The following is a 23,867-nucleotide window of genomic DNA, read 5'->3' as shown; positions in this document are numbered from 1 at the left end:
CTCGCTCACGCCGGATCACCCCGGTCCTCTTCACCCACGGAGGCGGGGACCTCACGCAGGTGCGCATCCGCGTCCATCATGGAGGCGTCCACCGCATCATCGTCATCAGCCGGGGGCCCGGGAAGGTTTGCCTGATCACGGACGGGGGTGGAGCCGGCACCCTGGTCGTGATCCGGCGGAGTCTCCCCGTATTCCTCGTCCTCCTCCGGCTCTTCCGGGGGCGGCAGGCTGCGGTAGAGCTCACGGAGCACGGTGAGGTCGGCGTTGACCCAGGTGCCACAGCGCGGGCCGAGACGCACGACCCGGCGGTCGTCGTCCCACAGCACCCAGCCGCCGCCGTTGAGACGGCGGATCGCGCCGGTGGCGGCGCGGTTCAGCACGGATTCCTCCCGGTCACCGAACGTGCGGTAGACCGACAGCACGGTCTCCCAGTCAACCTCCCGCCCGGGCCAGATCGGGGCTTCGGGATCGGTCCAGCAGCAGCGGACGACGGCGGCCAGCATCCGCGCGGTGTCGTTGGGCTGCTCAATCGTGGGTCCGCTGAAACCCATTTCGTCGAGCACCCACGGTCCGGCCGTGCCGGGATGGGCAGGGAGCAGCCAGACGTCGCCGGCGTGCGGCTCGAGCAGACGCAGGAAACCGTCGGGAGCGGGCGTGCCGGCCTCGTGCCGGGCGGGGCCGAGCGCGCGGGCGCGCGCCCACCACAGGGCGGTGTCAGCGGTGTTCACGCGTTCCCCGACCCCACGACCCGACCGAACATCCCGCCCGACACCCACGGCACCGCGGCCTGCGGATCGACCCGGAAGCCGTCCGCCCAGGTCAGTTCCGCGTCCACCTCGGGGGAGTGGTGGGAGGCGACCAGCAGGGACAGGGTGCGGCGCCCGTCCATCCAGTCCTGCGCGTCGTCGAGCAGCTGGGACACCCCGACCCGGTCGCGGTGGGCGAGCACCCGGTCGGTGAACTCGCGCAGGTCACAGTCCCCGGCGACCGGCCGGTCGGTGGGGGCGTCGGTGTCGCCGGTGGGACGCGGCGGGGGCATCCGGACCGGGCCCGAGCTCGAGGCGTTCTCCACGGCCAGGGCCATGGCCTGCGGGGAGAACCAGGGGGCGACGGCGTCGAAGACCTGCCCGTCGAGCACCCCGGCCAGGGTTTGCGCGTCGGAGGTCCGCGCGAAGCTGCGCCAGGTCTCGACCGGCAGCAGACCCAGCGCCCGGGTGGAACCGGCCTGTTCGATCAGCCGGGCCGCGGCGGACTCGCTGGAGTCGGCGTAGGCGGCCAGGGCGGTGCGCAGCTGGGCGCACTCGCGGTCGAGCTCGGGCCAGCGTTGCAGGGCCTGTGCGTGCACGTCCTCGGCCTGGCTGATCAGGGCGCGGTTGCCCCACAGCAGCTCGGCGTGCTCGCGCAGCTCCTCGACCGGGCTGGTGGTGGTGAGACTGGAGAGCTGGTTGGCCATCAGGCGGAACACCCGCGACAGCCGGTTCACCGAGCCCCGGCCGTCGTCGGCCACGGCGCCCGGCGAGCGGATGCTCAGGCCCTCCAGGGCGAGCAGCTGGTGCAGCTCGCCCTGACCACCGGCGGCGGCCAGGCGGCGCAGGAAGAGCAGCATCACGTAGGGCGCGAACGCCGCGCGGTGGAATCGCTCGCCCGGATGATCGACGACGCGGGTGATCGCGCCGTAGCCCCGCAGGACCTCGAACCGGCGGGTCACGGAGGCGGGATCGTGGCGCCGGCAGGCCGCGACGGCCGACTCCAGGGTCAGGCCCTCGTTCCCGGCATCGGCGAACGCGGCGAGGATCGCCTCGTCGATGTCGAGCAGCTCGACGTCGCTGATCATCGCCCCGTGCTCACGGGCCAGGACGGAGAAGACCTGACGGTAGATGCGCAGGACACCGGCCTCGGGAGCCAATTCCTCCAGGGAGAGTGTGGTGGGGCCGTCAGTCACCGTGCGACCTTACGGCAGGCGGTGGCCGGGCCTGAAAAGCACGTTGTGCACCAGGGGGTGCGGCGCGGTGAGCGGGAAAGGTCTGCCTGATCACGACAGGAGGACGCCGGGGTTGACACAAGGGGAGGGGGAGGGTCGGATCGCCGGGCTCCGGAGGGTCGCTTTCCGGGGCCCGGCGATCGGACCGGTTCGGGGAAGGGCTCAGCGCCGGTTCAGCTCAGGTTCAGCGGAGGTTGGGGCGGCGCCGGCGGCGCCAGCCGGTGCGCGGGAAGTCGCAGTCCACGGCGGAGTGGACCTGGAGGAACGGGGCCCCGTCGGTGTGCAGCGGGCAGTCCACCTCGGGATCGGGCACGACGAGACCGCAGGCCGCCTTGGCGCAGGGGCAGCTCGCCTCGCGGAACGGGAACATGCCGGGGCGGGACAGGCCGACGTGCCACACCTGCTCGACGGAGACGGCGGGGGGCGTACCGGGGGGAGAGATGTCGTGCTCGGCCGGCACGGTGATCGTTGTGGTCTGGTTCTGGGTGGTGGCGCGTCGTCGAGCCGGGTAAGGCATGGCCAGGGACATGAATGAACCCTTCGCACTGGCTGCACTGGGGACCGTCGCCCGCATTGATCGCCGCGGGTCAGAAGAGCGTTACACCTCGCTTGACGTGGATTTTGTGCCAAATTACGGCAGGCCTGACGAAAGGCGAGCCGGAATTCACCCTCAGCGGCGATGCCGTAACCAGGTGTATGGATGCGGACCCGGACCGTATGCAGGACGATGAAACCGCCCGTCAGAGCGTTAAGGAAGTCCCAAGAAACCTGAGGTGGGCAGTCTCGCCGCGGACCCGGACCGGGTGCAGCGCCGGTTCGGGTGTCTACTGCTCGAGGCCGGCGAACCCGGTCTGCCAGGCGGAGAGGGCCTGATCCAGGTAGCTGATGAGATCGGCGTCGCGGCGGGCGACCCACTGGTCGAAGGCCGCCCGGCACACCCCGAGCGCGCTGAACCCGATGGCCTGGGGGATCAGGTCGTCGGGCTGCAGGCCCAGGCGGCGGGCGGCGAACTCGGCCAGGGCACCGGCCCAGCTGTCGTAGTGCATCGTCGAGGCGGCGTTCAGGGCGGGCACGTTGGTGACGACCTCCATGCGGGCCCGCAGGCTCGCGACGTCGTCCACCCCGTAATGGTTGGCCGTCAGCACGGCCTGCTTGACGGCCTCGGTGAGGGACTGGCCGGCCGGGGCCTCGGCGAGCAGCCGGTGCAGGGTCTGCACCTCGGCGTCGAACTCCGACCAGAGCACGTCGGCCTTGGTGTCGAAATAACGGAAGAAGGTGCGCCGGCTGACTCCGGCCCGGTCGGCGATCTGCTCGACCGTGGTGGCCTCGAAACCGTGCTCGGCGAACAGCTCCAGGGCGATGCGCTCGAGGGCGTCGCGGCTCGTGGCGCGGGGGCGGCCGCTACGGGGTTCAGATCGTGCTGCAGACCCCGATGACATCTGTGCCGCACACTCCTTCGTGGTCGTGACCCGCCCTGCGAGTCATGCGGTGCCATCTAACCACCCTTGACGTTTACGACACGCAGTGTCATAAACTCGCCAGGACAAAGTCGTTAACCGTGGAAGAGAGGTCGTTTCGATGAACATCACGAGCGCTCCCCAGGACGTCGTCGAGGGCCAGGACGCCACGAACGTCGAGGAACTGCTGGTCGAAGAGGTCTCCATCGACGGGATGTGCGGCGTCTACTGATCGGCGCGAGGCCGTGACGACGCAGACCAACCGCATGTCGGTGCCGCCCCCGGCCCCGGACCCGGGCCTCGACCTGCTGGACAGAGCCTGGGAGCTGCACCCCAGCGTCTCCGTGCGGCCGGAACCCTTCGGGGCCCTGATGTATCACTTCGGGAACCGGCGCCTGTCGTTCCTGAAGACCCGTCAACTACTGGACGTCGTCAACGCTCTGGCCACCGCCCCGAGCGCGCGGTCCGCGTGCCTGGCGGCGGGGGTCGACCCGGCCCAGCTCCCGGTCCTGGGCCGGGCCCTGGCCTCGCTCGCGGCGGGTGACCTGATCCGCCCGAGAACGACCTCGCCCGCGGAGGACACCGCATGACAGCTGTGCTCGAACCGGCTACCCCGGCCGGTTTCACCCCGAATCCCCCGAGCCCGCCCCCTTCACCGGGTCGTCTGGTCGACAAGTTCGCCCTCGGGCTGGACGCGCCGATCTGCCTGACCTGGGAACTGACCTACGCCTGCAACCTCGCCTGCGTGCACTGCCTGTCGAGTTCCGGCCGGCGGGACCCCCGCGAGCTGTCCACCGCCGAGGCCGAAGCGGTCATCGACGAGCTGGAGCGGATGCAGGTCTTCTACGTCAACATCGGTGGTGGCGAGCCGACCGTGCGACCGGATTTCTGGCACCTGGTCGACTACGCGACCGCGCACCACGTCGGCGTGAAGTTCTCCACCAACGGTGTGCGTATCAACCGGGAAGTGGCCGAGCGGCTGGCCCGTTCCGACTACGTCGACGTGCAGATCTCTCTCGACGGCGCGACCGCCGAGGTGAACGACCAGGTGCGCGGTACCGGCAGTTACGACACCGCGATGCGGGCCATGCAGAACATGTACGAGGCCGGCTTCAGCGGTTTCAAGCTGTCCGTCGTGGTCACCCGCCAGAACGTCGGCCAGCTCGACGAGTTCAAGGCGATCGCCGACAAGTACCAGGCCCAGCTGCGGCTGACCCGGCTGCGCCCCTCGGGCCGCGGCGCGGACGTCTGGGACGAGCTGCACCTGCTGGCCCCCCAGCAGAAGCAGCTCTACGACTGGCTGGTCGCGAACGGCGACCAGGTGCTCACCGGTGACTCGTTCTTCCACCTCGCCGCGTTCGGTGACGCCCTGCCGGGCCTGAACCTCTGTGGTGCGGGCCGGGTCGTCTGCCTGATCGATCCGGTGGGCGACGTGTATGCCTGCCCGTTCGCGATCCACGACGAGTTCAAGGCCGGGAACGTCCGTGACGAGGGCGGTTTCAAGGGCGTCTGGCAGACGTCGGACCTTTTCCGGGAACTGCGTCAGCCGCAGGACGGCGGTGCGTGCAAGTCCTGCAACTTCTTCGACTCCTGCCGGGGTGGCTGCATGGCGGCCAAGTTCTTCACCGGCCTGCCGCTGGACGGGCCGGACCCCGAGTGCGTGCGTGGTCTCGGGGAGAGCGCACTGAGTGCGGTGGAGGGCGTCGTCCCGAAGCCGAGCCTGGACCACTCGCACAAGAACCCGCTGCGCAGCCAGCAGAAGAACAAGAAGAAGCCGGTGGCGCTGACGCTCGGCGTACGCCCGGCCATCGGGGTGGTCTCCGCCCCGCCGGCCCGGGGATGCGACGAGAATCCGCTCGCCGGCTTCGATCCCGGGATCGAGACCGGATCCGGCGCGAGCTGACACGAACACCGCGGATGCGCGGCCCTTCCTGTCCGGGAAGTGCCGCGCATCTGTGTTTTCATAGATGAGTGAACACTTTTCGAGGCCCAGCGCTCCTGGGTCCCGTTGTCGTTCCCCCTTGATTTTGGCGAAAGTCCCTGCGATACATCAAAAATTGAGGACGACCGACGACTGTCGAGGAGACAAAGGTCACCTCCCGTTCGTCCCTTTCGGGCAGGCGCGTCGGTAGTTGACCGGGCTACTAATAGTCCTGGGGATGCAGCAACCGTTCACTGACAATGTTGTTGGAGAGGTGTGCACTCATGGCAGGACGTGTCGAGGGCAAGGTCGCGTTCATCACCGGAGCAGCCCGCGGGCAGGGCCGCAGCCACGCGCTCAAGTTGGCCTCCGAGGGGGCCGACATCATCGCGGTCGACATCTGCGAACCGTTCGAGGACCTGGACTACCCGGCGGCGACGCAGGCGGATCTGGCCGAGACCGTCCGGCAGGTCGAGGCTCTCGACCGCCGGATCGTCGCCTCGGTGACCGACATCCGCGATGCCGCGGCACTGACGAAGGCCGTCGACGACGGCGTGGCCCAGCTCGGCCGGCTCGACATCATCGTCGGCAACGCGGGCATCTGCCACGTGGGCCCCTGGGACAAGGTCACCCAGAAGCAGTGGCAGGACACGCTCGACGTCAACATCACCGGCACCTGGAACACGGTGCGTGCGGGTGCCCCGCACCTGATCCGGGCCGGTGGCGGCTCGATCATCCTGACCAGCTCGGTCGCCGGCCTGGTCGGTCTTCCCTTCCTCACCCCGTACGTGGCCAGCAAGCACGCCGTCACCGGTCTGGCCCGGACCTTCGCGGCCGAGCTGGCACAGCACCACATCCGGGTGAACAGCCTGCACCCGACCGGCGTCGAGACCCCGATGGGCGCCATGGGCGGGGCTTTCGGTCCCGCGCTGGAGGCCAATCCGGGACCCGGGGTGATGCTCGGCAACATGCTCCCGGTCGCGGTCACGCAGCCCGAGGACCAGTCGAACGCCGTGCTCTTCCTGGCCGGCGACGAGTCCCGCTACGTGACGGCCCTGGCGATGACCGTGGACGCGGGCGCGACCCAGCTCTGAGTCCCGTCCTCGGGGAAGGTTTGCCTGATCGCGGCCGGTTTTGCCGGTGATCGGGCGAGCCTTCCCCGAGAGCCGTGGGGACCCCGCCACATCGTCCTCCATCAGCCCTGAAACCATGGTGACCGTGAGCACTGACACCCCCGACGTGGCGCAGACCCGGAACCGGGTCGCGTCCCACCTGGTCGGCCGCGAGCACGAGCTCGAGCTGGTCCTGTCCGCCGTGGCCGCCGGCCGGGACCTCGTGCTCGAGGGCCCTCCCGGCACCGGTAAGACCACGCTGCTGCGGGCGATCGCCGACGAGTGGGGCATTCCGCTGTTCTACGTCGAGGGCAACGCCGACCTCACGCCGGCCAAGCTGGTGGGGCACCACAACCCCGCTCGGGTGCTGAAAGAGGACTACACGCAAGACAATTTCGTGCCCGGTCCGCTGCTCGAGGCGATGCGGCAGGGCGGGTTCCTCTATCTGGAGGAGTTCAACCGGGCCCCCGACGACACCCTGAACACGCTGCTGGCCGCGCTGGCCGAGCGGCGGATCGCGGTGCCCCGGGTGGGTCGGGTGCAGGCCCTGCCGACCTTCCGGCTGATCGCGTCGATGAACCCGTACGACAACGTCGGCACCACGCGGCTGTCCACGTCGATCACCGACCGGCTGTGCCGTCTGGCGGTCGGCTACCAGGACGAGGACGCCGAGATCGGCATCGTCGACCTGCGCACCGAGGCCGGTGGCAAGCTCGGCGACCTGCTGGTGCGCGACGCGGTCTGGGTGAACCGGGCCACGCGCCGTCACCCGCACCTGCGCCAGGGCAGCAGTGTGCGCGGGGCCATCGACGTGGTGCTGGTGGCCAACCAGCTGGCGGCCCTGCGCGGCGTCGGCGCGGCGGCCGACTCGACCTCCCGCCTGGACCCGGAGAGTGCTTACCCGCAGGTGATTCTCGACTCGATGACGGTCGCGCTGTCGGGCCGGATCCACCTCGACGAGGCGGCCGACACCACGCCCGAGCGCGTCGTGCGGGAGATCTGGGAAGACCGGTTCATCCTCACCCCGGCCGCGGCCCAGCCGGGTTGAAGAGAAGCCGCGGCGGACTCCCCGGTCGGGAAACCCGGTGACCCCCGCAAGCCGCGCCCCAAGCGTCCTGCGCGCCGGCGTCCCAAAGCCCTGAACGCCGAGCCGATGGTGTTCAGCATCGCCGAGAGCGGTGGCGGTCCGGTGCTCCAGTCCCTGGGACGGGGGACGAAGGCGGCGGCGAAGGCCTTCGCCCAGGGTTCCGGCGGCCCGGGGGAGTCGGACGACGCCGGCGAGGTGGTGCCGCTGGAGCAGGACGGCGACCCGGTGGAGAACGAGGTCCGGCAGCGGGCCCGGCAGATCGCGGCCCGGCTGTCGCTGCACCGGCCGCCCCCCGGCACCGGCCGGCGGCGCGGCACCGGCGAGCTCGTCAGCGTGCGCTACCGCGAGGGCGCGGACGACATCGACCTCGACCGCACGCTGGAAGTGCTGGCGGAGAAGCCTTTCCCTCAGGACGAGGACATCGTCGTGCGGGAACGGGTGCGCCGCCGGCGGTCGGTGGAGCTGGTGGTGGACGTGTCCGGCTCGATGCGGGGCGAGCGCATCCGCACGGCCGCGGCCACGGTCGGCGCGCTGGCCGGGGAACTGGGCGACGACGACGTGGGCGTGATCGCGTTCTGGTCGGACTGCTCGATCCTGCTGCCGATGGGAAAGCCCTTCCTGGCCCAGACCCTGCTCGACGACCTGCTGAAACTGCCCGCGCGGGGGCTGACCAACGTCGGGTTCCCGCTGCAACTGGCGGCGGCCGAACTGTCGCGCCGGCCGAACCCGCAGGCCCGGGTGCTGCTGCTGTCGGACTGCGTGCACAACGCCGGCCCCGACCCCCGCGGCCCGGCGGCGCTGCTGCCCCGGCTCGACGTGCTGCTCGACGCCTCGGGGGAGAAGGACGAGGAACTGGGACGGGAGCTGGCCGCGGTCGGGCGGGGAAAGATGTTCGTGGTGCGGGACCACCGCCAGGTGGCACCGGCGCTGTCGTCGATCTTCCGGTCGTAGGTGGGCCCCGTCGGTGTGCGTGGAGTGGTGCGGCGTAGGGTCTGGATTCGTGCCGTACTTCGACCTGGCCACCATGACCAGCCCGCAGATTGCCGAGCACGCGGCTGCGGACGGCATCGTGGTCATCCCCATCGGCTCCACCGAACAGCACGGCCCGCATCTGCCGCTGGGCACCGACCGGGACGTGGCGTACGCCGTCGCCCGGCGCCTGGCCGAGCGGATGCCGCAGGTCGCGCTGGCTCCGGCCATCGGTTACGGGTCGAGCGGGGAGCACGCCGGGTTCGCGGGCACGATCTCGATCGGGCAGGACGCTCTGGAGTTCATGCTGCTGGAGCTGGGCCGGTCGGCGGGGGAGACCTACCGGCGTCAGGTGTTCGTCAACGGGCACGGCGGTAACGCGGTACCGGCGGTGAAGGCCGTGCGGACGCTGCGGGCCGAGTCACGCGACGTGCTGCTGTGGATGGTCACCGGGGACGGGGACGCGCACGCCGGGCGCACCGAGACCTCGATGCAGCTGGCCCTGCAGCCGCACCTGGTGCACCGGCGGCTGGCCGAGCGGGGCAACACCACGCCGGTGCGGGAGCTGATGGACCAGCTCCGGGCGGGCGGTGTGAGGGCGGTCAGTCCCAACGGCGTCCTCGGTGACCCGGAGGGGGCCAGTGGCGAGGAGGGTGAACGGCTGATTCAGCGCCTCGTCGACGGATTGCACACACAGGTCCTGGCCTGGGACCCGCCCTACGGCAAATTGGGAGCCTAGAGTTGAACCCGTGACGACGACGGGAGTGCCAGTGGGTTTCCGGGTCGAGCTCGACCCGGAGGTGGTGATCAAACCGGACGGAACGATTTTCGGCGGTTCCCCGGCCCGCCTGTTCCGCCTCAACCCGGCCGGTCAGGAAGCGTTCTCGCAGCTGAGATCGGGTGTCGTGGGAAGTCCCGCGGCCTCGGCCCTGGCGCGTCGCTTCGCCGACGCCGGCGTGGTGCACCCCGTGCGCCAGGGACTTCCGCAGGACGACGGCCGGCGCCCGGGGCGGCACGGTGTGGTCACGGTGATCGTTCCCGTCCGCGACCGTTCCGCCGAGCTCGACCGCTGCCTGCGGGGTCTGTCCGCGTCGTCGCAGCAGGCGGTGGCCGAGGTGGTCGTGGTGGACGACGCCTCGCACGACCCGCAGGCCGTCGCCGCGGTCGCCCGTAAGCACGGCGCCCGGCTACTGGTCCGCTCCGTCAACGGGGGCCCGGGTCCGGCCCGCAACCTCGCCCTGGAATCGGTGAGCACACCGCTGGTCGCCTTCCTGGACTCCGACTGCCTGCCGCCCGCGAGCTGGATCGACGACCTGGTAGGACATTTCGACGATCCTCTGCTGGCCGGGGTGGCACCGCGGATCGTCGCGGGCGGGCGTTCGGGCGGCACCCTCGCCGAGCGCTTCTCGCAGGCCCGGCCGGTGCTCGACCTGGGCGGGCTCCCGGCCCGGGTGGCACCGCTCAGCCGGGTCTCCTACCTGCCCACCGCGGCCCTCATCCTGCGCCGGGCCGCCCTCGAGGAGATCGACGGGCCAACGGGTTTCGACGAGGACCTGCGGTACGGCGAAGACGTGGACCTGGTCTGGCGGCTGCTCGAGGCCGGCTGGCGGGTGCGGTACGACCCCACCGTGGAGATCGGCCACGAAGAACCTGCCGGGTGGAAGTCGCTGCTGCGCAGACGCTTCGCCTACGGCACCTCGGCGGCGAAGCTGGAGGAACGGCATCCGGGCAAGGTGGCGCCGCTGGTGATGGTGGCCGCGCCGGTCTCGACGGTGACCGCGTTGCTGGCGCGTCGTCCACTGCTGGCCGCCGCCACGTTCGCCGCCGGCTACGCCGACGCCCACCGGGCCCTGACCCAGGCCGGCACCACCAGCGACGACCTGCTCAAGCCCCTGGCCATCGGCGTGCGCGAGACGTTCTTCGGGATGGGCCGCTGGACCTCGCAGTTCGCCCTGCCGTTCCTGCCCCTGCTGCTCGCTCTCCCCGGCTGCCACCGCAGGGGCCGCGCGCTCGCGGCGCTGGCCCTGGTGCTGGCCTCCCCGGTGCGCGAGTGGCTGCGGGTACGTCCGGAGGGCATCGACCCGGTGCGCTGGAGCATCGCCGTGCTGCTCGACGACGCGGCCTACGGCGCGGGGGTGTGGGCCGGCAGCGCGCAGGCCCGCCACCTGCGGGCGGTGCGGCCGAGCTGGAAGTGGCGCCTGCTGGGTTCGGTCACCCCCAAACCTTCGTGATCATGCAAAACCTCCCCAGCGTTCTAGAACTCTGAAGTCGACAGTTCTAGAACTCCGGGGAGGTTTTGCATGATCACGGCAAAGATCTTGGTTTGCTGATCGCGCCCCCAGAATCGGAGCCGGGTCAGCTGAGTTCTTCGGCGCGGTCGCGGACCTGCTTGGCCTCGTGGTGGCGGCCGAGCTTCTCGTAGACGTCACCGGCGGCGTTGAGCACCTGGCCGAGCACGTCGGGGTGATCGGCCAGGACCTCGATCGCCTGTTCCATCAGGGGCAGGGACTCGGCGGGGCGGTCGTGGTTGAACAGGACCCCGGCGGCCAGCATCAGCGCGCGCCCGCCCGGGACCTCCTCCTCGATGGCGATGAACTCCTGCGCGGCCTGTTTCGCGACCCGCACGGCCTCGTCGGGGTGTTCCCCGGCGATCGCGCGGGCCAGGGAGTCGAGCAGGTCGGCGTGCTCGAACGCGGCGGCCGGGTGGTCGTCGGCGGCGGCCTGGGCGGCGCGTTCGGCGGCCTCGCGCAGCACGTCGGCGGCCTGGTCGTCCTCGTCGGCGAGGCTCAGTGAGCGGCCGTGCATGTGCATGGCCCGCACGAGCCACATCGGGTCTTCCTCCTCGAGGTGACGGGCCGACTCGACCGCACCGGCCATCACCGCGATGCCGTCCTCGTCACCGGCGTCGGTCATCAGCTCGCCCAGCGCCAGCGCCGCCCGGGTGGCCAGGAGCCAGTCCTCACCCTGGGAGGCCAGGGCGACCGCGTCGCGGTAGGCCTCCAGCGCGTCCTGGTACTCCTGCATCGCCACGCAACCCTGGCCGATGCGGCGCAGCGTCTCGGCCCGCTCGGAGTCAGGGGCGCCGGTGGCGATCTGGCGGCGCAGCACCTCGCGGGCCTCTTCCACGCCCTCCTCGGCGCGGCCCAGGGCCTGCAGCAGCGAGCCGAGTTCCAGGCGGGCGCTGAGTTCCTGCGGCAGCTCGGCCAGCGCGGCCTCGCGGATCGCGATCCGCCAGCGCTCGATGGCCAGGTCGGCCTTGGACGCGTCCTGGGCCAGGTGGGCGCCGAGCACCGCGGTGGTCGAGGCCCACTCCCGGGCGCCCAGGCGCAGGCCGATGGCCAGGCTGGCGTCGGCGGCGGCCAGACCGGCGTCGAACTGGTCGTCGGCCCCCAGCAGCTGGGCCTTGGTGCGCAGCAGCGCCGCGCGCCGCCCGCGACCGCGGCCCTGCCCCAGGTCGGGGTCGGTGAGGGCGGTCTCGGTCAGGGCCAGGGCGGCGTCCAGGCCCTCGGTGCCGGCCACTTCGAAGATGCTCGCGAGGATCTCGTCGCTCTCTCCCGCGGCCTCCAGACGTGCCTTCAGACCGGCGATCTCGGCGATCTGGGCGGCCGTCAGGGGCTCCCCGCCGGGGGCGTCGCCGAGCGACTCGACGGCGGTCAGCACCTGCCGGGCCTGGCTGCGCTCGTCCATCGACAGCAGGTCGGAGACCAGGAGCAGACGCCCGTCGAGGTCGTCGGGCAGCGCGGCGGGCGTGGCGTCGGTGCTGACCCGGGTGGCGCCGATCGGCAGGTCGCACGACATCCCGGCGAGCTCGTCGTCGGCGGCCAGGCGGGACTCGTACCAGTTGTTGCCGTTGCGTTCGTCGAACTGTGCGCCGAGGGCGGCGGCGGCCGTGCGGGTCGCGGCCTTCAGGTCGGTCACGGTCCAGGGCCCGGCCCGCTCCCCGAAGATCGGGACCAGTTTGGCGTCGGAGGCCGCCGCGACGGTCTGGGCGCCGGCCCCGGCGCGCTGCGCCGCACCGAGCAGGACGGAGGCCGCGGACAGCGCGTCGAAGTGGGCCTGGGCGTTGAGCCCGTCGTGCACCAGCCAGTTCAGGTGCCGCTCGAGGATCTCCAGGCCGCGGGCCTCGTTGCCGGTGACGGCGCAGAACCGCAGGTGCTGGGCGATCATCGTGAGGTGGTCGGCGTTGGTGCGGGCCATCCGGTAGCCGCGCAGGTGCATCTGCCGGGCCTCGTCCAGCCGGCCCGCGCGCAGCGCCGGCAGCAGGGCCTGGGCGATCGTGTTCTCCGGCTCGTCGCCGCAGGTCATGCCCTGTTCGAGGATCTCGTCGGCGAGCGCCAGCCCGTCCGCGTCCTTGCCGATGGCGTAGTGGTACTCCGCCTCCTCGGCCCGCACGCAGGTCTCGCAGTGGCTGTAGTTGTCGCGGGGGGTGCGCTTCAGCTCGCCGAGCCACTTGCCGGCCTCGTCGAGACGGCCCTGACCGACGGCGGCCTGGAAGCGGGCCTGGAGCACGCCGGAGAGCCCGACGCCCTCCTTCAGGTACTGCTGCTGCATCGCCTCGATCGCCGCGTCGACGTCGGCGTTCGAGAACAGCGGGCTGCCCATCAGCGAGCTGACCACGTGCTTGTGGTACCAGAGCAGGTCGAAACCGCCGACCTGCAAGGGAAACTTCTCCGGGTCGGCAGCGTTGCGGCCCACGCACCAGGCGAACGCCGACAGCTGCGCGTCGGTGTCGCCGAGCATGCTCGCCGAGGGCAGCAGCCGCAGCCGGGCCGTGTAGCCCTGCTCGTCCAGCCCGTGTTCGTCGGCCAGCGCGATCGCCTCGTCGATCAGGGCGCGCTCGGCCGGCCCGAAGGGCGTGACGTCGATCTCCTCGAAGAGGGTCTCGATGCGGTCCTCGACGCTGTCCATTTCCCTTGATGCTCCTTGACTGCGAGTAACCGGCCGGATCAGCCGAGGTCGTCGATGAATTGCAGGTCGCCGAAGTGATCCTGCCTTACCCGCCCGACCCGGGCCGCAGCCGCCCGGGCCGCAGCCGGGCGTTCGAGCCTCTCGTACACCGAGACCAGGCTGATCAGGCACTCCAGCAGGAGCTGGGGCCGGTCGTCGAGGAGCGGCTCGGCCTCCAGCAGCAGGGGCAGGGCCTGGGCGGCGCGGGCGGCGCCGTCGAGGAGGTGGGCGGCCAGCAGCAGCGAGCGCCCGGCCTGCCCGGCGGCCTGCACGGCGATGAAGGCCGAGGCCGCCTCGCGGGCCAGCCCGACCGCCTCGTCCACCCGTTCCGGTCCGGCGTCGCCGACGGTGCGGGCCAGGGAGTCGAGGATCTCGGCGTGCTCGTGGACCACGGCCGGGTCGAGGGTGGCGAACGGGTCGGAGGCCTCGCGCAGGGCCTCGCGCAGCACCATCTCGGCCTGCTCGACCCCGGCGATCTGGGCCAGGGCCTGGCCCAGCAGGTGTTCGGCCCGCACCAGGGTGAGGGGGTTGCCGCGGGTCTGCCGGGCCGATTCCACCACGCCGGCCAGCACGTTCAGCGAGTCCTGGTCGCGCCGGGCGAAGAGCAGCTCGCCCAGGGCCAGGCCGTAGCGGGTGGTCGCGGCCCAGTCGCCGGCGGTGGAGGCCAGGGCGACCGCGTCGCGGTAGCTGTCGCGGGCCCCGTCACCGTCGGACTGGGCGCCCAGAGCCTGCCCGAGCAGGAAGTAGGCCTCGGCCAGCTCACCGGCCGGGGCCCCGGCGGCGCGCAGCAGGGCCAGGGCCTCCTCGATCTCCACGGTGCCCTCGTCAGCCTCGCCGGCGCGGCACAGCGCGGCCCCCAGTTCGAGCCGGAAGGCGCTCTCGCCCGGCAGTTCCCCGGCGGCGGCCTCACGCACGGCGGCGCGGCAGTACTCGACCGCCGCGTCGTTCTCGCCCAGGGTGGTGGCCGTGAGCGCCGCCAGGCGCGCCGTGGTGACGGACTGGTCGCGGTCACCGAGGGCGAGGCTGATCTCCAGGGCCTCGCCGGCGCAGGCCAGGGCCAGCACCGGCTCGTCCGAGGCCAGGCGCTCGGCCTCCGACTTCAGGTGAGCCGCGCGCGTCCTCAATTCGGTCTCGCCGCCGACCGGGGCCCCCGCGCTGACCCGGGGGGCGGACCGGGTGGCCAGGGGCACGTCGTAGTAGGTGTTCAGCAGGTCCAGGTCGCGCGCGAGCAGCCGGGTCTGGAAGTCGTTGCCGTTGCGGGCGTCGAACTGCGCGGCCAGCCGCGCCGCCCGGTCCCGCACGGTGACGGTGAGATCACGGACGGTCCAGCCGGTTTCGCGTTCGCCGAGAAGGCGCACGAGACCGATGGCGGACGCGGTGCGCACGATCTGGTCGCCCGCGCCGGCCCGCACGGCGGCGGCCAGCAGGACGCCGGACGCCGAGAGCACGTCCAGGTGGCCCCGCGCGTTCAGGCCGTCGTGGGTCAGCCAGCGTAGGTGTTGCTCGAGGATCTCCAGGCCGCGGGCCTCGTTGCCGGTGACGGCGCAGAACCGCAGGTGCTGGGCGATCATCCGGAGGTTGTCGGGGTTGGAGCGGGCTTCCCGGTAGCCGCGCAGGTGGGCCCGGCGGGCGTCGTTCAGGCGCCCCGAGCGCAGCATCGGCAGCAGGGCGCCGGCCAGTGTGCCGGCCGGTTCGGAGGCACAGACCAGGTCGCGGGTGAGGATCTCGTCGGCCAGCCGCAGCCCGGCCTCGTCGTGACCGCACGCGTAGTGGAACTCGGCCTCCTCGGCCCGGGAACAGGCCGCGCAGTGGCTGTAGGCGTCGCGCGGGGTGCGCCGCAGGTCGGCCAGCAGCTCACCGGCCCGCTCCAGGCGGCCCTGCCCGGTCGCGGCCTGGAACCGGGCCTGCCAGAGCGCGGAGAGCCCCACCCCGGCCAGGCGGTAGGCGGACTCCATCGCCTCGATCGCGAAGTTCACGTCGGCGCGGGAGAACAGCGGGCTGCCCATCAGCGCCCCGACCACGTGCTTGTGGAACCAGAGCAGGTCGAACTCACCGACCCGCAGCGGGAACCGCTGCGGGTCGGCCTGGTGCCGGCCCACGCACCAGGCGAACGCCGACAGCTGAGCGTCGGTGTCGCCGGTGCGGTTGGCCGACGCCAGCAGGCGCAGCCGGGCCGCGTAACCCAGTTCGTCCAGCTCGTACTCGTCGGCCAGCGCGATCGCCGCGTCGATCAGGACCCGCTCGGCGGGGCCGGACGGGGCGGAGTCGATCTCTGAGAGCAGATCCGCGATCTGCTCCGGCAAACCCCTGTCCATGCCCGTGCCGCTCCCGGTGGATTCGTCGTCGTCGTCGAAGAAGAGGGCCTGGCCTGTCCGGCGGGGTGCGGGTTATTCGCTCTTCGGCTTCTCCGCTTCCTTGAACCCGCGCATCTGCTCGGACAATTCCTCGGCCGCCTTAGCGTCTTCGGTGCGGCCCAGCTGCGCGTAGGTCGCGGCCAGGATGTCGAGACAGCCCACCAGGTGCTCGGGCTCGGCGGAGAGCACTGCGGTGGCCCGTTCCAGGAGGGGCACGGCCTCGGCCGGCCGGTCGGCGGAGGTCAGCAGCCGCGCGCCCAGGGTGAGCGAGCGGCCGGCGTCGACCTTGCCACCGATGTTGGAGTACGTGTCGGCGGAGTTCTGCGCGGCCTCCACCGCCTCGTCCAGCCGCTCCGGCCAGGCGCCGCTGATCAGCACGGCCAGACCGTGCAGCACCTCGGCGCGGGCGGCGCTGACGGCGACGTGCTCGGAAGCCGGCGGGGTGGAGGACAGCTGGAGCGCCTCCTTGAGGATCTCCTCGGCGCCCTCGACATCACCGGCCCGGCCCCGGGCCCGGCCCACCCGGTTCAGCGAGTCGATCAGGCCGAGCAGGTCACCGTGCGGCTGACGGGGCGGCTCGACGATGACGATCGGCTCGCCGGCGGCGGCCTCGGTCAGCGCCAGCCGGTACAGGTCGGCGGCCTCCTGGTAGCGGTGCAGCTCCAGGGTGGCCTGCGCGGCGGTGCGCGACAGCTGCACGCAGAACCCGTGGGCGCCCAGGTCCAGGCCGATGCGCAGGGCGTCCTCGGCGGTGTTCAGCATGTCTTCCAGCCGCCCGGCGCCGGCCAGGATCCAGGCCCGGGCTCGCAGCAGCGCCGCCACCTGGCCCCGGTTCAGGCCCTCGGCGGCCAGCGCGTCGTCGACGACCTGGACCACCTTCAGCGGTTCCATGTCGTCGGGCACCGAGACCACCGGGGTGAGCGCCTCGTCGAGCTCCGGAGGGCTCTCGCGGCGGGCCCGGGCGGCCGTGAGGCGCTCGTTCTGCTCGTCGGTGAAGGTGGCCTTCAGCAACATGCGCCGCGTGGCGATCAGGTCGAGCAGCTGCCCGGCCAGACCGAACTCCTCGAGGACGAGGAGACACTCCACACGGTCGAGAAGGACGTCGGTGTCGATGGACCGGGCGGACTTACCGGCGGGCTGCCCGTCGGTCCGGCTCTGGCTCTGCGTCGTGTTCATTGATCAGTTCTCCCCGGGGGCATCCGGCATGTCGCCGAGATCTGCGCCCAGCCCGGCACTCAGGTGCACGATGTCGGTCAGAGCGTCGGTGAGCGAGGCCCGCTCGACCGCGCGGAGGGGGCGGTGTGCAGCCAGCAGGGCCTGCACGTGTACCACCCGTACGGTACGGGCGAGCAGCAGTTCGTCGTCACTCTCGGCCAGAGCCCGAACCAGCCGGTTGCGCCAGTTCAGGCAGAGCTGGCCGGCAGCTCCGACGTTCTCACCCTCACTATCTAGCTGGTTCTGCGATTTTTGTGAATCTTGAGCGTCGTCGATGCGCTGCAGGATCGACGCCCACATGCCGCTCCCGGCCTCCTTGGCCCGCTGACGCTGCAGCCGGCGAAGAACCCCGGCGTCGGCGATGTGCAGTGCGGGGAGGGTGTCGGGAGCGAACGACCGCACGAGGACCGTGCAGTCGAGATCTTTCAGCGCGGCCTCGGCCCGGGCCTGCAGGCGCTGGGCCCAGGGGCGCTCGGCCAGCGGCGGCACGTCGAGCGAGGCCAGCTCGTCGGTGATCGTGACGGTCTCGACCACCGTGCCGGGGATCAGCTCGGGCAGCCGCCGCAGGATGTCGGAGTCGTAGACGTAGCCGCCGTTGATCACCGGCGCGTCCGGCCGGGCGATGGCCGCGATCTGGCGGAACTCGTCCACCGTCTCGGCGAAGCGCAGGGGGGCACCGCGGCGCAGCAGCTCGCGGTAGGTGGTCTGGCCGTTGCTGGTCTCGATCGGCAGCCAGGGCACGATGAAGCCGGCCAGCTCGTCGTCGTGCAGCACCAGCGAGCGCAGCGCCAGGTGGTGCACGCTCAGGAAGGTGCTCAGGCGGACCGGGTCGCGGTTGGCCAGGGTGGCCACCCAGCGGCGCAGCGCGGCGCCCAGCTCGGCCCGGGTCTCCTCGAGCGCGTCGTCCTGGATCAGCGACTCCCGGCTGGCCGTGGGGCGCAGCCCGGAGGTGTCGACCACGCAGCGGGCGAAGAACGCCCATTCGGGCAGCAGGTCGTCGGTGCGTTCCGACAGCAGCATGCCGCGCAGGTAGACCCGGGTGGCCTGGCGGGCGCCGGGGGAGGGGGCGAACGGGAGGACGAACGCGGTGCCCCGGGTGCCGGTGGCGGGCACGTGCAGGGGGATGGCGTCGAGGGGGTCGGCGCCGATCAGCTCCCGCCCCAGCGCCATCAGCCCGGGCGAGGCGTGGGTGAAGGGCTGCGCGAAGAGTGGTTCGCCGCTGACGATCTGCTCACCGCCGCCGGGCAGGTAGACCCGCACCGGCACCGGCAGGTAGGCGCCGTAGCGGGAGGCCAGATCGAGGACGCCGGTGGGCGAGGTCAGCTCGCCGTCACCGGCCCGGGGGCGCAGACGGACCTGGGTGCCCACCGCCAGGCCGCCCGCGGCTTCGACCTCGGACTCCAAAAGCTCTCTGACCGTGAACGTTCCGTCGGCGCTGCCGACCCACTCGACGGGTGGCTCGCCGCCGGCGCTGCGGGACAGCACCCGGATGTCGTCGCTCACCATGAAGCAGCTGAGCAGGCCGATGCCGAACTGGCCGAGCCGGTCGGTGCGGGGCAGGTCGAGCACATCGCGCTTGGAGCTGCGCCCGACCGTGGCCAGCAGCTCGCCGACCTCCGCCGCGGTGAGGCCGATTCCGTTGTCGGTGAAGACCAGTTCGCCGCCCGGGGTGTGGGCCGGCGTGATCCGGATGGCCCCGGGAGGGGCCCCCGGCATCCCCTCACGCGCCGTGATCGCATCGACACCGTTCTGCAGCAGTTCGCGCAGGTAGACCTGCGGTCCGGAGTAGATGCTGCGGCTCAGCAGGTCGACGATTCCCCGCAGGTCGACCTGGAACGGCCGGGAGGCGGGCGGCGTCGCCTCGGCCGGGGGTGGCTCGGGGATGGCAGGCACCTGCGAAAGCCTAGGGGGTCGCAGGGGTTTGTCCGAAACCGCCGGGGGTGTGAAATCCGCGGGTTTTTCCTCACCCATCCGTCACCAGCGTTCACGCAACGCGTCCGGGCGGCGAACTGCCCCCGGAAACCGGTGCTCCCGGGGGCAGTTCGAGCGGCGGATCAGGCGGGCCCGACCGCCTTGGACGCCGGGGTCACCCCGAGGGAGCGGGTGAAACCGTCCGGGACGATCAGGTCGTCGCGGGTCAGGTCGTGGACCGAGGAGTGACCGAGACCCAGCACAGCGGAGTCGATACCGCCGCGCAGGATGTCGATGACGTTCTCCACGCCGGCCTGGCCGTTGGCCGCGAGGCCCCACAGGTACGCGCGGCCGATCATCACGGCCCGGGCACCCAGGGCGAGGGCCTTGACCACGTCGGAGCCGCGGCGGATGCCGCCGTCGAGGACCACCTCGATGTCGTGGCCGACGGCCTGCGCGATCGCGGGCAGCGCCCGGATCGAGGCCGGGGTGGCGTCCAGGTTGTTACCGCCGTGGTTGGAGACCGAGATCGCCGTGACCCCGGCGTCGACGGCGCGCTTCGCGTCGTCCACCCGCATGACGCCCTTGAGCATGAACGGGCCACCCCACCGCTCGCGCAGCCAGGCGATGTCGTCCCAGGTGGGCAGCGGGGTGCCGTACCACTCGCCGTAGGCGCCGAAGAAGGTCGGCGCCGGGCCGCCGTCCGGCGGGGCCAGGTTCGGCGTGGTCAGGTCGGGGATCGTCCGGGTGCGACCGAACTGGTACAGCCACTTCGGCCGGATCAGCACCTCGGGGGCGAACTTGATCGCCGTCTTCAGGTCGATCTTCGAGGGGATCTCCGGGGAGCCCCAGTCGCGGCCCATCGAGAACGACCAGTCGGTGGTCAGGATCAGGCCCTTGGCCCCGGCCGCCCGGGCGCGCTCCATGCGCTGCACCAGGACCTCCCGGGTACCGACCCAGTACATCTGGAAGAACGTCTTGTCGTTGACCGCGGCGACCTCCTCGATCGACCGGCTCGCGAACGAGCTCAGCCCCATCGTGATGCCCCGCGCGGCGGCGGCGCGGGCGACCGCGACCTCACCCTCGGGGTGCACGGCCTGCACGCCGGTCGGGGAGATCATCACCGGCAGGGCCAGGTCCTGGCCCATGACCGACGTGCCCAGCTCGCGGGTCTGCGACAGCCCGGCGACGTGCGGCGCGAAACCGAGCTCGCCGAAGGCGTTCATGTTGTCGTCGACGGTCAGACCGCGCTCGGAACCGCCGACCAGTGCCATGTACACGGACCTGGGCAGCCGCTTCCTGGCGCGCCGGTGCGCCTCGGCGACCGTCTCGAACCACGGGTTGGCCATCTGTGTTCTCTCCTCTTCGAGAGGCGGAACGGAAAAGCGCTGATCTGGTGATCGACCGCTGGAACTGCCCGCCGGACCCTGAAAGTTATATTGGCACGAAGTGACAATATAGCGGGCGGGATCCGTCACCGGTCGCCCGCGGATTCACCCGTTAGGGTTCAGGCGTGCTGAACCCCTGGGCCCGCAACCCCTGGTTCGAGAGCGTCGCCGAGGCTCAGCGCCGAGCTGCCCGGCGCCTGCCCGCCCCCGTGTACCAGGCACTTCTGGCCGGGTCCGAGCGCGGGCTCACCCTCCAGGACAACCAGCGGGCCTTCGCCGAACTGGGACTCGCCCCGCACGTCGCAGACCTGGCGCCGACCCGCTCGCTCGGCGTCACCGTGATGGGGCAGCCGCTGTCGATACCGGTGCTGATCTCCCCGACCGGCGTGCAGGCCGTGCACCCACAGGGTGAGATCGCGGTCGCCCGGGCCGCCGCCGCCCGCGGGGTCGCGATGGGGCTCTCGTCGTTCGCGAGCAAGCCGCTGGAGGACGTGATCGCGGCCAACCCCGCCACGTTCTTCCAGATCAGCTGGACCGGCTCCCGCGACCACCTGGCGGCCGGGGTGGAACGGGCCGCCCAGGCCGGCGCCGCCGGGCTCGTCCTCACTCTGAACTGGTCGTTCTCCGAAGGGCGGGACGCCGGTTCACCCCACATCCCCCTGCGCGTCGACCTGCCCACCGCGATCCGCCTCGCGCCCGCCGTCCTGCGCCGCCCGCGCTGGCTGCTCGACTGGGTGCGCGCCGGTGAACTGCCCGACCTGACCGTGCCGAACCTGGCCGAACCCGGTGCCCCGGTCCCCACGTTCTTCGAGGCCTACGGCACCTGGAAGCAGACCCCGCCACCGACGTGGGACGACGTGGCCTGGTTGCGCTCGCAGTGGGAGGGGGAGTTCATGGTCAAGGGGGTCACGCGGGTGGACGACGCGCTGCGGGCCGTCGACGCCGGCGCCACGGCGATCTCGGTGTCCAACCACGGCGGGAACAACCTCGACACCGAACCGGCCTCCGTGCGCAGCCTGCCCGCCGTCGTCGCGGCGGTCGGCGACCAGGTGGAGGTGCTGCTGGACGGGGGTGTCCGGCGCGGGTCGGACGTGGTGAAGGCCCTGGCCCTGGGGGCGAGGGCGGTGATGATCGGCCGCGCGTACCTGTGGGGCCTCGCGGCGAACGGGCAGGCCGGCGTGGAGAACGTGCTGGACGTCCTGCGCGGCGGTATCGACTCAGCGGTGCTCGGCCTGGGCCGGTCGTCGGTGCAGGAGCTCACCCCGGACGACCTGGTGATACCGCCCGGTTTCAGCCCCTGAGGCAGCGGTTCGCCCGCGCCGGTGTCCCCTCGTTCGTGATCATGCGGTACCTCCCGGGTGTGAAGCCTGGCGCGGACCGAGAAGATCGCGATGTGTACACATCGCGATGGGTGGCCCGGACCGGATGGCAACCGTCGCGTCCCCTGCTCGTGATCGCGCGGAAGTGGCCCGGGGTGGGAATCGCGGGCGAGGTACGTCCGGGCGTTTCAGGGGACGACGGTCACCGGGCAGGTCGCGTTGCGCACCAGGTGTACGGCGAGGGATCCGACGAACCGGTGGCCGGCCTGTTTCGAGGCGCCCACGATGATGGCGTCGGCCCGGCGGTCGGCGGCGATCTGGTGGAGGGCCTGGAACGGGCTGCCCGTGCACTCGATCAGCTCGGCGTCGAGCGGGGGGCCGGGGTCTTCGGCGAGCATGGTCATCTCCTTGCGCAGCTCGGCGGCCACCTCGTCCTCCGCCTCCTCGATCGCGGCGGTGCCCGGGCCGGGGGCGAACGCCGTCATCGTGCTGAGCTGCCGCACGTAGACCATGATCAGATACGCATGGGAGCGCCGGGCCAGGCCGACGGCGTAGGCGCGGGCGCGCAGGGAACTCTCCGAGCCGTCGACGCCGACCAGCATGGTGAGCCGCTTGGGGGACGCCTCGCCGGGGGCGCCCGGAATGTCCGAGCCAGACATGTCCCAACTCTATCCGGGTGGGCGGGGCAGGAATGTCGTACCCGGCGGGTAGAACAGTAGGTATGAGAACCCGGCCGGTGATCCTGCACCTGGATCTCGACGCCTTCTTCTCCGCCGTCGAGCAGCTGCACAAGCCCTCGCTGCGGGGAAAGCCGGTCATCGTGGGCGGAACCGGTCGCCGGGGGGTGGTCTCGACGGCGTCGTACGAGGCCCGAACGTTCGGGGTCGGCTCGGCGATGTCGATTTTCGAAGCTCGCCGCCGCTGTCCCAATGCCGCCTATCTCACACCGCGGTTCCAGGCCTACCGGGCGGCGTCGAGGGTGGTCATGGCGCATCTGGCCGAGGTGTCGCCGATCGTCGAGCAGGTGTCGGTCGACGAGGCCTACGTCGATCTGACGCCCACCGCGCCCGGCATCGACGTGGCCGGCGTCACCGAGCTGGCCGAGGAGATCCGCCGCCGCATCCACGAGAGCACCGGGCTCACCGCGTCGATCGGTGCCGGCACGAGCAAGCTCATCGCCAAGATCGGGTCCGACCTGAACAAGCCCGACGGTCTGACCGTGGTCGCGCCCGGCGCCGAGCGGGAACTGCTCGCCCCGATGCCCGTGCGCAAGCTGCCCGGTATCGGCCCCGCCACCCAGGACCGCCTGCACAAGTACGGCATGCACACGATCGGCGAGGTGGCCGCCGTGCCCGGCAAAGAGATCATCGGCATCCTCGGCAAGGCCCACGGCAGCGCCGTGCACCAGCACGCCCAGGGCATCGACAACCGTGAGCTGGAGCCCGAGCGCGACGCCAAGTCGGTCTCCGCCGAGGAGACGTTCTCCACCGACCTCACCGACCGCCGCGAGCTCATGGCTCACGCCCGCCGGATGGCCGGCCGGGTGGTCGGCCGCATCACCCAGGACGGCCTCTGCGCCCGCACCATCACGATCAAGGTGCGCAGCTACGACTTCAGCACCATCACCCGGTCGTTCACCCTCGATCAGCCCACCGACTCGCTGAGCAAGATCATGGCCAGCATCCGTCAGCTCCTCGACGCCGTCGACGTCAGCGACGGCGTGCGCCTGCTCGGCGTCGGCGTGGCCGGCCTCACCGACTTCGCCCAGACCGACCTGCTGGCAGATCTGTTCGGTGAGCGGGACGAGGCGGAGGGCGAGGCCGGCGAGCCCGTGGACCCGGAGGCGGTGGTGGTTTCCGACCGGGGGCCGATCCTGGCCACAGCGGTGGAGCGTGATCCCGTCGAGGCCCAGGAAGTGCACGCTTCCAAGGGTTTCGGCTGGACCGCCGAGCTGGACGACTCCCCGCCCGACACCTCTGAGGTGCCGGACTGGCGTCCGGGGCAGGACATCGTCCATGCCGAGCGGGGGCCGGGCTGGGTGCAGGGGGCGGGTCTGGGCCGGGTGACGGTGCGTTTCGAGGGGCCTCACACCGGTCCGGGGCCGATCAAGACCTTTCGGGTGAACGATCCGGACCTGAGCCCGGGGGAGCCGCCGGTCTGGCAACGGCCGGAGGAAGCGCTCCGGATTCACCGATGAGTTCTGCCG

20 protein-coding genes are annotated in these 23,867 nt (G+C 71.7%); 10 read left to right on the top strand and 10 right to left on the bottom strand.

The annotated features are described in order from the left end of the window. Positions 1 to 5: 5 nt before the first annotated feature. The 4 genes from LR393_RS06500 to mftR form a co-directional block, all read right to left on the bottom strand. Positions 6 to 728, bottom strand: a complete 723-nt coding sequence (locus LR393_RS06500; protein ID WP_231482277.1) for a hypothetical protein — start codon at positions 726 to 728, stop codon at positions 6 to 8. Continuing rightward, positions 725 to 1,942 carry a hypothetical protein gene (locus LR393_RS06495; protein ID WP_231482276.1) on the bottom strand — a complete coding sequence of 406 codons (1,218 nt, stop codon included), beginning with the start codon at positions 1,940 to 1,942 and terminating at the stop codon, positions 725 to 727. Before LR393_RS06495 ends, LR393_RS06500 begins: the two co-directional genes overlap by 4 nt. 223 nt (positions 1,943 to 2,165) lie before the next feature. Further along, the gene (locus tag LR393_RS06490; protein WP_231482275.1) at positions 2,166 to 2,510 is read right to left on the bottom strand and encodes a hypothetical protein; all 345 of its coding nucleotides are present in this window, start codon (positions 2,508 to 2,510) and stop codon (positions 2,166 to 2,168) included. Between the two features lie 295 nt (positions 2,511 to 2,805). Then, positions 2,806 to 3,420: a mycofactocin system transcriptional regulator gene (gene mftR, locus LR393_RS06485; RefSeq protein WP_231482274.1), complete on the bottom strand. Its 615-nt coding sequence runs from the start codon at positions 3,418 to 3,420 to the stop codon at positions 2,806 to 2,808. Between the two features lie 139 nt (positions 3,421 to 3,559). On the opposite strand from mftR, the gene mftA reads away from it, so the two are divergent. From mftA to mftF, 8 genes are all read left to right on the top strand, one after another. Beyond that, positions 3,560 to 3,670 (top strand): mycofactocin precursor MftA, encoded by a 111-nt coding sequence (gene mftA / locus LR393_RS06480; protein WP_231482273.1) that lies wholly within the window; start codon positions 3,560 to 3,562, stop codon positions 3,668 to 3,670. A gap of 34 nt (positions 3,671 to 3,704) precedes the next feature. Then, positions 3,705 to 4,028 carry a mycofactocin biosynthesis chaperone MftB gene (mftB, locus tag LR393_RS06475; protein WP_269326799.1) on the top strand — a complete coding sequence of 108 codons (324 nt, stop codon included), beginning with the start codon at positions 3,705 to 3,707 and terminating at the stop codon, positions 4,026 to 4,028. Next, the gene (gene mftC, locus LR393_RS06470; RefSeq protein ID WP_231482271.1) at positions 4,025 to 5,341 is read left to right on the top strand and encodes a mycofactocin radical SAM maturase; all 1,317 of its coding nucleotides are present in this window, start codon (positions 4,025 to 4,027) and stop codon (positions 5,339 to 5,341) included. Before mftB ends, mftC begins: the two co-directional genes overlap by 4 nt. Before the next feature lie 302 nt (positions 5,342 to 5,643). After that, positions 5,644 to 6,453, top strand: a complete 810-nt coding sequence (locus LR393_RS06465) for a mycofactocin-coupled SDR family oxidoreductase (RefSeq protein ID WP_231482270.1) — start codon at positions 5,644 to 5,646, stop codon at positions 6,451 to 6,453. 115 nt (positions 6,454 to 6,568) lie between these two features. Continuing rightward, a complete protein-coding gene (locus LR393_RS06460; protein ID WP_269326727.1) occupies positions 6,569 to 7,519 on the top strand; it encodes an AAA family ATPase in 951 nt (316 codons plus the stop codon). A gap of 105 nt (positions 7,520 to 7,624) precedes the next feature. Next, positions 7,625 to 8,509, top strand: coding sequence for a vWA domain-containing protein (locus tag LR393_RS06455; protein WP_231482268.1), 885 nt, complete (start codon positions 7,625 to 7,627; stop codon positions 8,507 to 8,509). Positions 8,510 to 8,558: 49 nt separating this feature from the next. Next, positions 8,559 to 9,266, top strand: a complete 708-nt coding sequence (mftE, locus tag LR393_RS06450; protein ID WP_231482267.1) for a mycofactocin biosynthesis peptidyl-dipeptidase MftE — start codon at positions 8,559 to 8,561, stop codon at positions 9,264 to 9,266. Positions 9,267 to 9,276: 10 nt separating this feature from the next. Continuing rightward, positions 9,277 to 10,758: a mycofactocin biosynthesis glycosyltransferase MftF gene (gene mftF / locus LR393_RS06445; RefSeq protein ID WP_231482266.1), complete on the top strand. Its 1,482-nt coding sequence runs from the start codon at positions 9,277 to 9,279 to the stop codon at positions 10,756 to 10,758. A 124-nt stretch (positions 10,759 to 10,882) separates the two neighbouring features. On the opposite strand, the gene LR393_RS06440 is transcribed toward mftF, so the two are convergent. The 5 genes from LR393_RS06440 to mftD (LR393_RS06420) form a co-directional block, all read right to left on the bottom strand. Next, positions 10,883 to 13,435 (bottom strand): tetratricopeptide repeat protein, encoded by a 2,553-nt coding sequence (locus LR393_RS06440; protein ID WP_231482265.1) that lies wholly within the window; start codon positions 13,433 to 13,435, stop codon positions 10,883 to 10,885. A gap of 38 nt (positions 13,436 to 13,473) precedes the next feature. Then, on the bottom strand, positions 13,474 to 15,789 hold the full coding sequence (locus LR393_RS06435; protein ID WP_231482264.1) for a hypothetical protein: 2,316 nt from the start codon (positions 15,787 to 15,789) through the stop codon (positions 13,474 to 13,476). 72 nt (positions 15,790 to 15,861) lie between these two features. Then, complete coding sequence (locus tag LR393_RS06430) at positions 15,862 to 17,004, bottom strand: tetratricopeptide repeat protein (protein WP_231482263.1); 1,143 nt, start codon at positions 17,002 to 17,004, stop codon at positions 15,862 to 15,864. Between the two features lie 3 nt (positions 17,005 to 17,007). Continuing rightward, a complete protein-coding gene (locus LR393_RS06425) occupies positions 17,008 to 18,936 on the bottom strand; it encodes an HSP90 family protein (protein ID WP_231482262.1) in 1,929 nt (642 codons plus the stop codon). A gap of 161 nt (positions 18,937 to 19,097) precedes the next feature. Next, positions 19,098 to 20,303: a pre-mycofactocin synthase MftD gene (gene mftD, locus LR393_RS06420; protein ID WP_231482261.1), complete on the bottom strand. Its 1,206-nt coding sequence runs from the start codon at positions 20,301 to 20,303 to the stop codon at positions 19,098 to 19,100. Positions 20,304 to 20,467: 164 nt separating this feature from the next. On the opposite strand from mftD (LR393_RS06420), the gene mftD (LR393_RS06415) reads away from it, so the two are divergent. Continuing rightward, complete coding sequence (gene mftD / locus LR393_RS06415; protein WP_231482260.1) at positions 20,468 to 21,643, top strand: pre-mycofactocin synthase MftD; 1,176 nt, start codon at positions 20,468 to 20,470, stop codon at positions 21,641 to 21,643. Positions 21,644 to 21,849: 206 nt separating this feature from the next. Here mftD (LR393_RS06415) and LR393_RS06410 read toward each other — a convergent pair whose 3' ends face one another. Continuing rightward, positions 21,850 to 22,320, bottom strand: coding sequence for a universal stress protein (locus LR393_RS06410; RefSeq protein WP_231482259.1), 471 nt, complete (start codon positions 22,318 to 22,320; stop codon positions 21,850 to 21,852). A 62-nt stretch (positions 22,321 to 22,382) separates the two neighbouring features. Here LR393_RS06410 and LR393_RS06405 point away from each other — a divergent pair, with 62 nt between their 5' ends. Continuing rightward, complete coding sequence (locus tag LR393_RS06405; RefSeq protein ID WP_231482258.1) at positions 22,383 to 23,858, top strand: DNA polymerase IV; 1,476 nt, start codon at positions 22,383 to 22,385, stop codon at positions 23,856 to 23,858. The last annotated feature ends 9 nt before the right edge of the window (positions 23,859 to 23,867 follow it).

Source organism: Kineosporia mesophila, from assembly GCF_021129235.1.
Lineage (GTDB): Bacteria > Actinomycetota > Actinomycetes > Actinomycetales > Kineosporiaceae > Kineosporia > Kineosporia mesophila.
Note: the sequence above shows the minus strand (reverse complement) of the source record. Positions and strands in the feature narration are given on the sequence as shown.

Excerpts from the sequence above, each read along its gene's own strand:
- LR393_RS06490 (WP_231482275.1), bottom strand. The coding sequence starts at position 2,510 with ATGTCCCTGGCCATGCCTTACCCGGCTCGACGACGCGCCACCACCCAG.
- mftR (WP_231482274.1), bottom strand. The coding sequence starts at position 3,420 with ATGTCATCGGGGTCTGCAGCACGATCTGAACCCCGTAGCGGCCGCCCC.
- mftA (WP_231482273.1), top strand. The coding sequence starts at position 3,560 with ATGAACATCACGAGCGCTCCCCAGGACGTCGTCGAGGGCCAGGACGCC.
- mftB (WP_269326799.1), top strand. The coding sequence starts at position 3,705 with ATGTCGGTGCCGCCCCCGGCCCCGGACCCGGGCCTCGACCTGCTGGAC.
- mftC (WP_231482271.1), top strand. The coding sequence starts at position 4,025 with ATGACAGCTGTGCTCGAACCGGCTACCCCGGCCGGTTTCACCCCGAAT.
- LR393_RS06465 (WP_231482270.1), top strand. The coding sequence starts at position 5,644 with ATGGCAGGACGTGTCGAGGGCAAGGTCGCGTTCATCACCGGAGCAGCC.
- LR393_RS06460 (WP_269326727.1), top strand. The coding sequence starts at position 6,569 with ATGGTGACCGTGAGCACTGACACCCCCGACGTGGCGCAGACCCGGAAC.
- LR393_RS06455 (WP_231482268.1), top strand. The coding sequence starts at position 7,625 with ATGGTGTTCAGCATCGCCGAGAGCGGTGGCGGTCCGGTGCTCCAGTCC.
- LR393_RS06440 (WP_231482265.1), bottom strand. The coding sequence starts at position 13,435 with ATGGACAGCGTCGAGGACCGCATCGAGACCCTCTTCGAGGAGATCGAC.
- LR393_RS06435 (WP_231482264.1), bottom strand. The coding sequence starts at position 15,789 with ATGGACAGGGGTTTGCCGGAGCAGATCGCGGATCTGCTCTCAGAGATC.
- LR393_RS06430 (WP_231482263.1), bottom strand. The coding sequence starts at position 17,004 with ATGAACACGACGCAGAGCCAGAGCCGGACCGACGGGCAGCCCGCCGGT.
- mftD (WP_231482261.1), bottom strand. The coding sequence starts at position 20,303 with ATGGCCAACCCGTGGTTCGAGACGGTCGCCGAGGCGCACCGGCGCGCC.
- LR393_RS06410 (WP_231482259.1), bottom strand. The coding sequence starts at position 22,320 with ATGTCTGGCTCGGACATTCCGGGCGCCCCCGGCGAGGCGTCCCCCAAG.
- LR393_RS06405 (WP_231482258.1), top strand. The coding sequence starts at position 22,383 with ATGAGAACCCGGCCGGTGATCCTGCACCTGGATCTCGACGCCTTCTTC.